This is a genomic window from Glaciecola sp. 1036 (genome assembly GCF_050306235.1).
Classification (GTDB): domain Bacteria; phylum Pseudomonadota; class Gammaproteobacteria; order Enterobacterales; family Alteromonadaceae; genus Glaciecola.
In genome coordinates, this window is sequence record NZ_JBLWFH010000002.1 from 365,351 (window position 1) to 379,193 (window position 13,843).

Below are 13,843 nucleotides of genomic sequence, written 5' to 3' on the forward strand. Positions count from 1 at the left end.
AATTAGTTATGTCCTCAAGCAACCCTACACCGGAATCAAACGAAACAGCCCACTGGCCCCTAGGACCATTCAAAGTCCGACTCCCATTTGTACATTATAAAATGGAATGGCCAGATTATTTTCAGGGTTTACTTATGTGCGCCGTGGATCTTGCGGCTATTCCATTGATGACCGAGTTGCTCGGTATGCCATTTGAGGCAGCCATTGCCATCGTTATGCTAAATGGATTGCTGTATCTAGCGCATCATTTATTAGGTGACCCAGTAGTGCCAGGCTGGATAACGCCTGCAATTCCAATATTAATGGCCTATGTAGAAACCTTTGATCCTGGTGCTGATAGGGTGCATGCGTTAATTGCGTTTCAAATAATGTTTGGCTTGCTGGTGATCTTTTTAGGCATCACAGGCTTGGCAACCAAGGTGGTGTATAAAATACCAAGTGCCATTAAATCCGGCATTATTATTGGCGCGGGTATAGCGGCGATAGCAGTTGTCTTTAAAGCCGGTGGTCGCTTTGATCAATACCCATTTACTATCAGTATTGCCGTGGGTGTCGCATTTTATCTGATATTTTCTCCCCATTTTGCCAAATTACGCCATCACAATAGTATTTGGGCTTTGGTGGGTAAACTCGGTGTGTTTCCCATCATCGTACTTGCTGTGATCATTGCTCCTTTGTTCGGTGAAGCGCCTTGGCCAGATGTTGAATGGGGATTTACTCAGCCTGATTTTATGCTCATGTGGACAGAATACACAGTGTTTGGTATCGGGTTTCCTCCATTGTTAATGTTTTTAACTGCAATTCCCACAGTATTAGCTGCTTACATAGTGGTGTTTGGTGACGTGTTACAGACCGAGGCGTTACTTGCAGAAGCTGATGAAATAAGAAAAGACGAAAAAATCGATTATGACCCAAATCGGTCTCACCTAATCTTCGGTGGACGCAATTTAATAATGAGTATTTTTGGACCTGATGTTGTTATGTGCGGACCTCTGTGGGCGGCAATGCATGTTGTGATAGTTGAACGTTATAAGCAAGGTAAAGAAGCTATGCGTTCAATTTTTGGTGGTTCAGGATCATTTCGATGGGGAACTAACACTGGACTATTGTTATTACCCATCGTCAGTCTTGTGCAACCAATTCTCGGAATAGCATTAGCATTGACGCTACTAATTCAAGGATTTGTAAGTGTTCGCATTGGGGTATTGGAAGCCCGTTCTCAAAGAGATCTAGGAATTGCAGGCGTTATTGCCGCAGTACTTTCAGTAAAAGGGGCGGCTTGGGCTTTTGGTGTGGGTATATTGTTAACAGTTTTGATTTACGGACGGGATTTTTTCCGCGGGGAAACTGATAAAACTTTCACTAAACATCAGGACAAGTAATGATGAATAATGTGGGTGAATTAAGCAATATTGCGAAGGTTTTAGATGCCCTTCAAGACGGCGTATTTATTACTAATGGCAAAGGTTTAGCATTAAGTATTAATAAAGCCTATGAGCGAATCACTGGGTTGCAACGACACCGAATAATAGGGAAACACGTTAGCCAACTGGTAGCTGATGGATTGATTTCTCGAAGTGTAAGTTTAGAAGTGATACGCGAACGTCGACCCGTTACGTTACAACAAACCATAATGGGAGATCGCAAAATTTTAGTCAGCGGTAATCCCATGTTCAATGAAGCCGGTGAACTGGATTATGTTGTACTCAATGTTCGAGATGTGACTGAATTACTGCAAGCAAAACATGCTCAAGAACAGCTTGAGGATATTCTAAATCGTGTTGAACATTACAACGAAGAAAATAAAATTACCGATGCCCCCGATGGTTTGGTGCATAGCCGAGCAACGAGGGCCTGTTATGGAATTGCAGAAAAAGCAGCTAAAACAGATGTAAAAGTGTTAATTCAGGGAGAAACAGGTACTGGGAAAACACGGCTGGCCAAATTTATCCACAAACAAAGTTTACGTGCCAACAAGCCTTTTATTGCATTAAATTGTGCAGCAATGCCAGAAGGATTAATTGAAGCCGAGCTCTTTGGCTATGTAGCGGGCGCTTTTACTGGCGCATCTAGTAAAGGTAAAGCTGGATTATTAGAGGTTGCTAACGACGGTACCTTATTTTTAGACGAAATAGGTGATTTACCTCTTTCACTACAGGCCAAATTATTAAAAGTCATCGAAGACAATAAATACTTACCCATTGGTGGTACTAAACAAAAATCTACAAATGTTAGATTAATTACGGCTACCCACCATGATCTTCGTCAAGCCATAGATAAAGGGCATTTTCGTCAGGACCTTTATTTCAGAATTAATGTGTTACCTATTGAATTGCCAGCTTTGCGCTATCGCACAGAAGAAATACCTAGCCTGTTGCAGCATTATCTTGGTTATTTTAGCCAACAGTATGACTGCGAATATCAACTCTCTGAAGAAGCTTTAGAATGGTTAACTCACTATGATTGGCCTGGCAATATTCGAGAATTAATTAATACCGCAGAACGTTTGGTTGTAACTAGTCCAGAAAAAATAATTAAGGCGCAAGATTTACCGGAGGAAATGCGCGCGCTTCAAGCTATTGGCGATGATCAGATGGGAATAACGTTAAAGCAGCAAGTCCAAGGATTAGAACAACGCTTAATTGAAACCGCGTTACACAATCATAAAACAACCAGGGCGGCTGCAGCGGCTCTCGGTATTACCCAATCAACTTTAGTTAAAAAAAGACAAGCTTATCAAGCTAACTTCAAGGCCTCTTAATGAAATTAACCGAACTACCAATCTTTAAACAATCATGTCTCTTAAATGGGCAATGGTACCAAACTGACGCTACGTCTAATGTGGAAAATCCTGCCACTGGACAAGTGATAGGAAGAGTGCCAGTTATTACTGGAGAGCAGGTCAATAAAGCGATTGATGATGCAGAGTCAGCATTTAAGCTTTGGCGTAAAAAAACGCCTCAACACCGCAGTGAATTATTACAAGCTTGGTTTAATGAAATTCAAGACCATGAAGACGAATTAGCATTTATTATGACCTGTGAACAAGGTAAACCGTTGCATGAAGCAAAAGCTGAAATTGCTTATGCAGCAAGTTATGTGCGCTGGTTTGCACAAGAAGCAGTGCGTATTGAAGGGGAATCATTAGGCGGTTTAAACAATGATCAAAAAATTATTGTATCTAGAGATCCTGTGGGTGTTTGTGCAGCAATTACTCCATGGAATTTTCCTGCAGCCATGATCACTAGAAAAGTAGCTCCTGCACTGGCTGCTGGTTGTACTATGTTGGTTAAGCCAGCGCAGCAAACCCCATTTACTGCATTAGCACTGGCGGCGTTAGCCTGCAAAGCTGGGTTGCCTGATGGCGTGCTACAAGTGGTGACAGGTAAGGCCGCAGAAATCGGCGAAGCCTTCACAAGTAATAGCAAAGTACGCAAGTTAAGCTTTACTGGTTCCACAAAAATTGGTTCATTGCTGATGCAGCAATGTGCAAAAGACGTAAAGAAAATATCACTCGAATTGGGCGGAAACGCGCCATTATTAATTTTCGAAGACACAAACGTTGACTTTGTAGCTGATGAATTAATTAAAGCTAAATTCAGAAATGCGGGGCAAACCTGCATTTCACCCAATAGAGTTTATGTACAGAGTAGTATCTACCAAGCATTTTGCGATGCATTGGTGGCAAAAGTAGCAAAACTTAAGCTAGGTGACGGACTTTCTAACGATACGGATATTGGTCCTTTGATTGATCAAAGTGCTGTCAATAAGGTGAAAGAGCATATTGATGATGCTTTAGCAAAAGGCGCTAAATTACTCTGTGGTGGCATAGATGAAACTCAAGAAAAGCTATGGGTTGCACCAACTGTTCTGTCAGATGTGCCTAGCTATGCTAAATGTTGTGTAGAAGAAACATTCGGCCCATTGGTTCCGCTAATTTCCTTTGATAATGAACAGCAAGCGCTTGCATATGCAAACGACACCGAATTTGGTTTAGCGGCTTATCTATTTTCAGACAACATCCACCAAGTCCAGCGTATTGTCGATGGCATTGAAAGTGGCATGGTTGGAATCAATACCGGTGTTATTTCCGCCGCAAATGCGCCTTTTGGAGGCGTTAAAGCGAGTGGTATTGGACGCGAAGGTGCGCACATTGGCATCGAAGAATATTTAGAAATGAAATATCAATGCTATGGCCAAAAAGGGCTATAGCGTCAACAAAGGATGTTCCTTATCTCGTTGCTATATTTAAGGAATGAATTAAATAGGAGAATAATTATGTTCAACATCCGAATTACACACAAAGCAATAAAAACAGCAGTAACTTTGGCTACCATGAGTTTTTGTTTAGCTGGTACTTCTATAGCAGCTGACGACAGCCCTATGACAACCATTCAGCAGGATAAACCTAAGAATTGGGGAAAATGGGGAAATGATGATGAAATTGGTGCTTTGAACTACTTAGACAAAGCACAGTTAATGCGCGGTTTGTCAGCAGTAAAACAAGGGCAAAAATTCATGTTACAACTACCTATGATTCATGGTGTAGGTCCTGTTTTTCCGGGACGAGTACCAGTAATGCACTTTATGTCACAAGATGAAGGTATTTATTCATCTAAGAAATCTGAACCCTTGGCCGGCGGTATGAAGTACTCTGATGATGCTGTGTTTATGTACCTCCAAGGGACCACTCACGTAGATGCCTTAGGTCACGCTTGGTATGGCGATGAAGTCTATAATGGAAAATCTTCGCAATCTTCAATTCATGGTCATGATTTTGTGGATATCTCAAAATTAGGTGAAGAAGGGATAACAGGCCGCGGCGTATTACTCGATATTGGTCGTTTACGTGGTGACACCAACCATAGACTAGCACCAAACGACTGTGTCACTTTGGACGATTTAAAAGCGGCTGCGAAAGAGCAAAAAGTCAGTGTTGAAAAACGTGATATTTTGGTCATTAGAACCGGTTCGATGGGAAGATTTTATGATGAAAACGACGCAAAAAATTGGTCGGCGTTAACAGAGCCTGGATTATGCTACAGCAAAGCATTAATTGATTGGATCGATCAAATGGAAATTCCAGTTATCGCAGCTGATAACTTAGCAGTTGAAAAATCCTTCCAAAAAATTGATGGCCAAGATTATGTTATTCCACTGCATGGCGCACTAATTCGTGATTTGGGCATAGTGTTAACCGAGCTTTATTGGTTAGATGATTTAGCCGATGCAAGTGCAAAAGACGGCCAATACACATTCTTCTTCTCCGCTACTCCATTGAAGATGGAAGGTGGAACTGGATCGCCTGTCAACCCTATGGTTATTCGATAACCCCAAACTAAAACTTCCCGTTAACAACATTGTTTAGAGCCATCAAGCATGGCTCGACGGGATAGTTGTGTCCAAATTTTGATTAGAAGGAATTTTTACATGCAAGTTTTTAACAAAAAAACAGCCCTTTCAGCGGGCTTACTGTTCAGCACTACTTTTTCAGCCAGCGCAGTGACACTAAGCAATAAAGGATGGGATTTTTCATTCAATGGTTTTCTCAACACTCATGCAGTCTATGTTGATTGCGATAGTGGCAGTGCAGTAGTTGCTGGTAACGCTTTGTTGTGTCTGGGCGAGAATGCCACTTCAGTTTCCAATGGTTACAGTCCTGCAAGTTTTAGTTTTTCAGCTAAAACTGAAAAACAGGGATGGACGTTAAAAGCGACCTTAGCAATAGAACCTGGAAATACCGACAACACAGCATTTAATGGCAGTGGTGATAACAAAGCTTACAGAGCTTTTTTTGATGTGTCTCACGCTGATTATGGTAGTTTAAAAGCCGGTCGCGATTATGGCGTGTTTGGCATTGACATTGTGTTAGAAGATATGTCACTCGGTGGTGTCGGAGCCTCAGCAAGTGTAAGAACTCCATTGAATACCAGCCTTGGTGGTGCAGGTTATGGCTATATATTTACTGACCGTCTGTCACAAATTACTTACTCATATTCCACTGCCTCGGGCGTTGATATGGCAATAGGTATTTACCAGCCTTTAGATCTCATTTCATTCGGTGGTAATGGTTACACTGGAGATACTGGTTCAAGTCGTTTTGGTGTGCACGGAAAACTGAGATTTAATTTTGATTCAGGTTATGTATCAACAACCTTCATTAATCAAGATGTACAAACCTCATTTAATGACTATTCAGCGTCTGCTATTGATGTAACTGGTGCGATAGATATAGGCAAAACTCATTTAGTCGCTTCAGCATATTCTTCTAAAGGCATGGGATATTATGGTTTGTTGATTGATGCTGCAGATACTCAAGTGAATCCAAGAGATAGCGATGGTTGGTTTTTGCAAGCAACGCACATATTAGGAAATACAAAGGTCGGCGTAAACTATGGTCAATCTAATGTCGACTTAACTGAATTGGATACTAGTGTACAAGTAGCGGAACAAACTAAAGCTACCTTTGGCGTTTATCATCCAGTAATGGATATATTCACATTGGCGTTTGAAGCTTCCGCTATAAAAGCTGAAAATCATGCTGGAGATGATTTGTCTAATTCGGCGATAAGTATAGGTGTTATGACAAGTTTTTAAGGACTTACCTGCCTAAATTACTTTCGAATTTTGAGCTAATATATGACAAACACCGTAACTATTTTAAAAGAAAAAATGGATAGGTGTTTTTAAATGGTGATATACCGAAAGTGTTTAGTGATGATAGCTTCAGTAGTGATGCTAGTATCAATGTTGAGTTTATCTAACGTTGTACTTGCGCAGACTTACTCCATTGAAAATGTTAAAGATAATGTTTTTCGTTTTACTGCTGGCAACTATCATTCGGTTTTTATAACCACTGAAGAAGGCACTATAGTAACCGATCCCATAAGCGAAGACGCAGCTAAGCATCTTCGCGCTTATTTACGCGAACAAAATCTACTTCCCATAACATACATGTTTTATAGTCATAATCATGTTGACCATGTAACAGGTGGCGAAATTTTATCGCAAGATTCGACGCAGGTTATTGCTCACAAATTAGCCGCTCAGAATATCGCATTTACCAAGGCTCCCACTCGGCTCGTAGATATTACATTTACTCGAAACCTTACAGTAAACTCTGGTACCACAAGTGTCGATCTTACTTATCATGGACCAAATAATGGCTTGGGTTCCGTTAGTTACTTAATCCAGCCTGCGAATGTTCTTTATGTAGTAGATTGGATCGTCGTGGGTCGAATGCCATACAAAGATCTTATAGGCTATGACATAACGGGGATGATTAATTCAACCAAAGAAGTGTTAGCTACTAAAGACTTTGATCTGTTTATTGGTGGGCATGCAAGTATGGGTACGAGGCAAGATATTGAGCATTACCTAGATTATTTAGAAACGTTGTATTCTGCGGTAAAGGAGGGGATGCTAGCAGGTAAAACATTACCGGAACTTCAAAATAGCATAAAGCTTGATAAGTTTAGTAATCTTAAAATGTATGATGAATGGTTAACATATAATATCGAAGGAGTTTATAAATCGTTAATTAATGATTCATATTTTAATTTTCGGCAAGATTTGGATACTGAATTTTAATCACCCGTAAAGATCAAATTCGCTTATTACCAGAACTAACATTGTAAGCAAGTTCTCTATCGTTAATTCAATTTAATTAATATAGAATCATTCTTATATTTCAGCATCTAACGATATTTTTGAGTATTTCTTATTAACCTGCTTTAAACAGATACAGGGATGACAAATGGCATACGATTTTGGTTCGCAAACCCTTGGAATAAAAAATCCATTTAAAACAGAAGGTAAACTTCGCACTGTAACTGGTGTTTTACTGCTATTAGCTGGAATAGTGCCACTGTTAAACGTTGCAACGACCTTACCTTCAGATCCTGCTTATGCCTATGCATATGCCATCGCTGGATTTATTTTGGTTGCTGCTGGGATTACCCATATTGGAATAGGTCTATTTCAATTATTTCGCTATTTTGTCGGGCGTTCAGTGCCGACATCTTTAGCATTTAATAAAGCGCGCTCTGAACGAGACAATGCAGAACATGAAAGACGCTTTTTGTTTTATGATGATGAACAATTACATTCAATGCTCATGGGACGAAAGAACCTGACGTTTCTTGAGCCTATGGGTTGGGTAGCCAGGTTGCTTCATTCTGTTTTACCAAACTTAACTTTTTTACCTCATCCTATTCGAAATCTTGCCCAAGAAATCGGCAATTTGGTGGCTAACTTAATTACGGCCCTTTTGTGTTTGGCTATAGTGTTTTTTGTGGTAACGACGGGCTTGGCTGGTGAAGTTGCGAAAGAAGTAGCGATTCCCATACTCTCGATTCTGTTGCTCGTTTATCTATTGGTGGGATGGCAACGCACTGCAAAACATATTAATAACCCTGGCAAAAAAGGCGTAACCAAAACCAAAAATGCCTCTATTGCTACTTTGATATCTTTATCTATTCTAGTACCTGTAATAGTCGGTTATGTTGTGCAAAAGATTTTTGGCATCAGTGTTCAACAAGTACAGGATTTCAGTGAATCAGTCCCGCTATTCAGTGCTTGGCCAAATATTTTATTGTTGCTAGTAGCGATTGCGTTAGTGCTAGCGGGTATTTTGCCAAATTTATTTACCAGATTAAGTAAGGTCACGCCAAAGACCGATGTCAGCGAATATAGAGATAATTTTCAGGAAAATGTACATCCTAATGAAATCTTCATTAATATCGAAAACATCGTTTTGGCGAACCGCCGATATAAAGAGATTCCTAACCGGGTATACCGAGAGTTCGATCCAAGATTGAATGAACAGGCGGAAGGCAAAGGCAGTTTTAACGGCGAGCTGTTAATTGAAACCCAGCCAGAATTAGCGGATGAAAGCCAAATTGGTTACAAAAATATCTTTCGTGTTATTTGCTCGGCATTGGCTCAATTGGTTGTGCTAATTGCCTTTAGCTTACTGTACATGTTGATTATGGACATTGCGGATATCGTAAAAGCTGCATTGAACTCTGAGGATGGCGCAAGTGTGGCAAATGCCAGTTTGGTTGCCTTGCATAACAGTGCCCTGTTCTCATTATTTGCTTGGTTAACCTTTAAAGCCGCGGGCAGTATTTTAAACAATGGCGCACATTTATTTTGGGGTGAAATTCATTTTAACTCATTATTAATGTATCTGAAAAGTGAAGGTACATATACGGAATCAAAAGTATCTACAGGTATGTCTATTCATGATTCTACGCGTTCTGAGAATGTAGTGGTTAGAAGCTCCATTACGCCTTGGATCATAACATCTCGAATTGATTCTTCGATTTTTGCGACTAGTGGAACGGCCAATTTGGAATCCCCTCGTTTGATAATGGGCATGTCGAAAAATGACGAAGAAATGTCGCAGATCGTAAAGGAAATTAAGGGTTTCTTACGTGATAGAGAATCCATTGCATCGATTACCAGTGAATCAGACTTAAAAAACGCATCCAATATTCACCAAGTAAATCAACAAACCAGAGCCTTTGTTGAAAATGATCAAAAGCGTCTGAGCAAGGAAGACGAAGAAGCGGCTGGATTTTTGCGAAATAACGAAGCGTCAGATGAGAAAAAGTCAGAATAATAAGATGCTGTTATCTAATCGTTTACTTTCAAAAATTCGCTAGTTAACCGCCCGTATGCGCGCTTTAAAAGCAAACGCTAATCTGTTTTTTAAATATCATAAGAAACTGATGCGCGTAAGCGGGTGGCAATGGGCTATTTGGGCTGTGACTGGCTGTTTTATGGTGCTGATTAATATTCACCAGATACGAGGTGATAATTTTGTCAAACCAACGCCATCCGTCAGGGTTTCAGATTTCAGCTTTCCTTTATCCGAGGTGATAAACAACTCTCGCCCGTTTCTACGAATAGACCTCGAATACCGATTGCAGCGTCCGGTTTATAAATTTGTGTTAAGTAATATCCCATATTCAATTCGGCTTGTTGATGCAAAGACCGGGCAAGAAATGCCTGTGCTTACTGAGTCCCAAGTGATGGAGATTGCAGTTGAACGCAATACCATGGGTTTTATTGAAGAAGACATAAAGCATATTGCGCTTTCTGACGAATTGCCCGATGAAGTATCGTCAAGATATAAAGAGGCCTTTATTGTTGAATTTAAAGGCTGGCAGTCTCATACCTTTTATATTGAGCCGGTTTCTGGCGAAATAGTCACAAAACGCTATTGGGGCTGGCGAGTATTTGATTGGATGTGGAAGTTTCACATCATGGATTATGATGACGGAGCCAACCCGCAAAACTGGTTAATTAAACTGCTCTCTGTTTTAGCTTTGATGGCCTTTGTTTGTGGATTTTGCTTTCTATGCTTTCGTATTTTGTGTTTTAAAAAGCCCTTTGCAATACCAGCCATGGAAAGGAAAAATAGCAGAAAATTAAACGCTTATATGCATAGGTTTACGGCGCTAGTTTGTTTGGCGCCAGTAACAATTTGGCTAGTTACTGGTAGCTATTTGGTATGGTTTGAGGGCCAAAAACCAGAACCGATTCCTATTCAACCGCCAGAGTTTTTGGTTTCATCAGAACAGGTGGTATTCTCGAATTTCCAATTTGGCTCAAGCATTAATCGAGCGTCTGTTGTGAGCAGATTAAATAATTGGTTTGTTGAAATTGAGGCTAATACTCCCCAAGAAGCAATGAAAAATGCCTCGCAAATTTATACATTGAATATGCAAGGGCCTGTAGAAATTAATGAACTCTTAATTACCCAAAGCTTACCTTTTAAACCTCATAGCTTTCGCGACTCGGATTCTTTTTATCCCTATGAACACAGGGTTATTTCATTTGTAGATGAACAGAATGTTCGACATTACTTGGATGCTTCCACCGCTTCGTACGTGGGAGCCTCAAATCTAAAATCTTTAGTTGATACATGGATGTTACGTCTACACTTCCTCGATTTTTCTGGGGAAGGGCACTTTAATCACCTTTGGAATAAGGTTTTTGCTTTTATTTTCATCCTTCTATCAGTTACTGGGCTGATAGGAATAATTCAACCTAAAGGCAGCAAAGGGTAATGATAGTAATATCGGACTAATGTCCAATGAGGGAGAATATTTAGAGAATTTGCTTTGAATACCAACGAACAAAAACAAAGACACTCTAATTATAAAGCATAAATAGAGAGTCAAAATTTATTAGATTACTAGGTAAAAATTAGTATGTTGTTCAGCACCAAGGACAATACTTGCCTTGGTGCTCATTATGTTACCGATTGGATTTACCTTTTACCCTGTGTACCAGACATAAGTTCAAGCACACTACTTGCGCCCGGGGAGTCACTAGGGCTTATCGCCCCACAATTACTCACTTCGGCACAACTGACGCCTCGTATGCGACTGCCAATTGATCTGCTGTCGAATTTCCCGGAGGCTCTAAGGGAATCAACTAAGCTATCAAGCATTAAATTTACTTGAAAACGCTCACCGCTTACTTTTATCACCTCTACATCTTTGACATTTCGTAGTTCGGCTACAAGTTCTGGGTTTTGCGCATTACCCGACATCTCTTCAATCACTTCCTGCATATGTGTATGAGCTTTTGGATGTTTAGCTCGAGTCAATGCTTTATATAACTGGCCTGCGCCTTCTAAATCTTTCTCTGTTGCTATCCCTGTTTGCTTTAAGCGCGCTAATAAAAACATCGCACTCATAAGCTTCTTCTCAGAGGCTAGCTCAAGTAGTTCAACCGCTTCGGTGGCGTTTTCAGGTTCGTCTGTTTGTAAAAGGGCTAGGGCTTTTTGATACATCGCAGGACCATATTCATATTTGACAGCCCGCTCTAACATTTGATCGGCTTTTTCAACGTCTTGCTCAACCACAAAGCCAGTTCGAAGCCAATCTGACATCAAGTGAGTTGCAACGGGATCTTTATAGCGAACACCTAAAGTAATAAAGTGTTTTGCCTTTTCATGGTCTAGTTCTAGCCCATCACCTGAAGCATAGGCCATGGCTACTATTGCCGCAGCTCGCCCACTTCCATTTTTGGCTAGCTTGCTAAGATTTCTTAATTGAATCTGACAGTCCTGATCGGAACAGTACTTTTCTTCATTCACTTGAGAGGCATGACTAAAACTAACGCTGCTCAATGCCAATGCCACACCCAATGCTGCTGCACTCATTAATTTGGTCAACTGCATAACTTTTTCCTTAATCCAGTAAGTGAGCTTAAAGGTTAGCAAATTGTTTGAAGATCACAATAGGGCGAAATACAATCTTACAATTTGTTACTGGTTATACATTAGAAATAAAATAGACAGAACTAACTCAAAAAAATCATTCTTCTACAATGAGAATTGGTTTAGCACCTGCTGTTCTTATTGGTCTTTTCAGGCCAAAAACTATCTTGAGCGTTGAAAGAGCCCAAATTCCATAGCGTGGTTGACCTTCATGCGAGTAATCATGTCTATCGCTTTTAATTCAGAACTGTTATAGGTGAATGTTTGTGGATACAAACTGCTGTTAGTAACGGCAGAGTCAGCCATAATTATTTTGCCTCCTGTCAGTTCTGCTACTTTTTCCGCCCGGATTTTGGCTAGTTCAGGTCCAGTTAAATGTGACCAGGATTCAATATCTTTTTGGCTAATTCCTAAATCTTTAAGCGCATTATTTTGATCACTTAAAAAACCATTATTAGAGATTGTTAATGGCGCTTTGGTCGGCTCATTCACAGGTGATACTGTCAACTTTCTATCGGCAAAGTACGCTTCAAATTGCTTACCTTGGACGTTTCTGATTTCTATTTTCTGATGAGCAATAGAGTGTTTGATAGGCGACTCAATAAAGTAAAACTGGCCTTTGTAGGTGAAGTTATGATCATTCCGTATTTTACGGTGAGCTTTGGTAATGCAGATATCATCGAGGTTGACGTGTACTGGCATCGGTCGATACTCATTATCCGTTGTCGCGGGCTTAACGTGATGAATGTCATGCGCCCATTTTCGCAGTGTCTCTCGCTTAACATGAAGGTGTTCATTGGTTTGCAGTAATTCACTAAGATGTAAAAGGTTTACGTCAAAATATTTCTCACGAATCAATGACTGCACCTGCAACCTCAAAGAGTCTGAATAAAAAGTGTTTTATATATGGTTTCGTGGGACACCTGCATTTCCCCATTATCAGGGTATTGTCGCTTCAGCCAACCTGCTATTTGCTGGAGCGACCATGCTCTTCCAAGTTTAATAGCAATCAGTCTACATAAGTCTGGGCAAACAAGTAACTTGCACTGTTTGGGTCGTAATGCTTTATCCAAAGCTCTTTGCTCTGCATTAGCGGCTCGGTAATTCTTTAGTCCGCCATTTCGTTTTATTTCACGGCTGATAGTAGATGGTGCTCTGGATAAACGCCTAGCGATTTCTCGAATTGACTGTTTTATGACTAAGCATCTAGAGATTTCCTCTTGTTCGGCAAGTGAAAGAGATTGGGAATGTCTTTTTCTTTCTGGAGGACGATAACCACCCGCTTGGTAGATAGTTGGCATAATGGAAGAATGTCCTCTGTCAAACATTCTTACAATGTCATGCAAGGAATCTCCCTGTTTATATCTATCCCATATGAGTGTTTTCTGTTCAGGTGAGTACTAAGTACGTTTTCTTTGTTTCATGGCACTGTCCTCTCGCAATAAGGATAGTGTTGCACTCACCAATTGAACTCAAGGCCATTTGCCGACGTTTTAATTTTTTACTTGAAAAGCAGGTGTGGTTGAACAGCTGACTTTCAAAGTATTATTGGCACTATGAAAAATTTCGCAAGGTCTATCACGAAGTATAAAAGAAAACTCTCGA

10 protein-coding genes and 1 pseudogene are annotated in these 13,843 nt (G+C 40.3%); 8 read left to right on the forward strand and 3 right to left on the reverse strand.

What is annotated here, in order from left to right; genetic code table 11:
- The first annotated feature begins 8 nt into the window (after positions 1-8).
- From ACNKW3_RS04255 to ACNKW3_RS04290, 8 genes are all read left to right on the forward strand, one after another.
- Complete coding sequence (locus ACNKW3_RS04255) at positions 9-1,382, forward strand: hypothetical protein (protein ID WP_427398024.1); 1,374 nt, start codon at positions 9-11, stop codon at positions 1,380-1,382.
- A complete protein-coding gene (locus tag ACNKW3_RS04260; RefSeq protein ID WP_427398025.1) occupies positions 1,382-2,761 on the forward strand; it encodes a sigma-54 interaction domain-containing protein in 1,380 nt (459 codons plus the stop codon). Before ACNKW3_RS04255 ends, ACNKW3_RS04260 begins: the two co-directional genes overlap by 1 nt.
- On the forward strand, positions 2,761-4,212 hold the full coding sequence (locus ACNKW3_RS04265) for an NAD-dependent succinate-semialdehyde dehydrogenase (protein ID WP_427398026.1): 1,452 nt from the start codon (positions 2,761-2,763) through the stop codon (positions 4,210-4,212). Before ACNKW3_RS04260 ends, ACNKW3_RS04265 begins: the two co-directional genes overlap by 1 nt.
- A 66-nt stretch (positions 4,213-4,278) precedes the next feature.
- Positions 4,279-5,331, forward strand: coding sequence for a cyclase family protein (locus ACNKW3_RS04270; RefSeq protein ID WP_427398027.1), 1,053 nt, complete (start codon positions 4,279-4,281; stop codon positions 5,329-5,331).
- 99 nt (positions 5,332-5,430) lie between these two features.
- A complete protein-coding gene (locus ACNKW3_RS04275) occupies positions 5,431-6,597 on the forward strand; it encodes a porin (RefSeq protein WP_427398028.1) in 1,167 nt (388 codons plus the stop codon).
- A gap of 120 nt (positions 6,598-6,717) precedes the next feature.
- Positions 6,718-7,590 carry an MBL fold metallo-hydrolase gene (locus tag ACNKW3_RS04280; protein WP_427398029.1) on the forward strand — a complete coding sequence of 291 codons (873 nt, stop codon included), beginning with the start codon at positions 6,718-6,720 and terminating at the stop codon, positions 7,588-7,590.
- 166 nt (positions 7,591-7,756) lie between these two features.
- A complete protein-coding gene (locus tag ACNKW3_RS04285) occupies positions 7,757-9,625 on the forward strand; it encodes a hypothetical protein (protein ID WP_427398030.1) in 1,869 nt (622 codons plus the stop codon).
- 109 nt (positions 9,626-9,734) lie between these two features.
- On the forward strand, positions 9,735-11,078 hold the full coding sequence (locus ACNKW3_RS04290) for a PepSY domain-containing protein (RefSeq protein WP_427398031.1): 1,344 nt from the start codon (positions 9,735-9,737) through the stop codon (positions 11,076-11,078).
- Positions 11,079-11,281: 203 nt separating this feature from the next.
- Here ACNKW3_RS04290 and ACNKW3_RS04295 read toward each other — a convergent pair whose 3' ends face one another.
- The 3 genes and pseudogenes from ACNKW3_RS04295 to ACNKW3_RS04305 form a co-directional block, all read right to left on the reverse strand.
- Positions 11,282-12,199, reverse strand: coding sequence for a tetratricopeptide repeat protein (locus ACNKW3_RS04295; RefSeq protein WP_427398032.1), 918 nt, complete (start codon positions 12,197-12,199; stop codon positions 11,282-11,284).
- Positions 12,200-12,400: 201 nt separating this feature from the next.
- Positions 12,401-13,105: a hypothetical protein gene (locus ACNKW3_RS04300; RefSeq protein WP_427398033.1), complete on the reverse strand. Its 705-nt coding sequence runs from the start codon at positions 13,103-13,105 to the stop codon at positions 12,401-12,403.
- A 14-nt stretch (positions 13,106-13,119) separates the two neighbouring features.
- Positions 13,120-13,614, reverse strand: a pseudogene (locus ACNKW3_RS04305) (transposase); the annotation flags it as partial.
- Positions 13,615-13,843 lie beyond the last annotated feature (229 nt).

Excerpts from the sequence above, each read along its gene's own strand:
- ACNKW3_RS04270 (WP_427398027.1), top strand. The coding sequence starts at position 4,279 with ATGTTCAACATCCGAATTACACACAAAGCAATAAAAACAGCAGTAACT.
- ACNKW3_RS04290 (WP_427398031.1), top strand. The coding sequence starts at position 9,735 with ATGCGCGTAAGCGGGTGGCAATGGGCTATTTGGGCTGTGACTGGCTGT.
- ACNKW3_RS04285 (WP_427398030.1), top strand. The coding sequence starts at position 7,757 with ATGGCATACGATTTTGGTTCGCAAACCCTTGGAATAAAAAATCCATTT.
- ACNKW3_RS04295 (WP_427398032.1), bottom strand. The coding sequence starts at position 12,199 with ATGCAGTTGACCAAATTAATGAGTGCAGCAGCATTGGGTGTGGCATTG.
- ACNKW3_RS04265 (WP_427398026.1), top strand. The coding sequence starts at position 2,761 with ATGAAATTAACCGAACTACCAATCTTTAAACAATCATGTCTCTTAAAT.
- ACNKW3_RS04255 (WP_427398024.1), top strand. The coding sequence starts at position 9 with ATGTCCTCAAGCAACCCTACACCGGAATCAAACGAAACAGCCCACTGG.
- ACNKW3_RS04275 (WP_427398028.1), top strand. The coding sequence starts at position 5,431 with ATGCAAGTTTTTAACAAAAAAACAGCCCTTTCAGCGGGCTTACTGTTC.
- ACNKW3_RS04280 (WP_427398029.1), top strand. The coding sequence starts at position 6,718 with ATGATAGCTTCAGTAGTGATGCTAGTATCAATGTTGAGTTTATCTAAC.
- ACNKW3_RS04260 (WP_427398025.1), top strand. The coding sequence starts at position 1,382 with ATGATGAATAATGTGGGTGAATTAAGCAATATTGCGAAGGTTTTAGAT.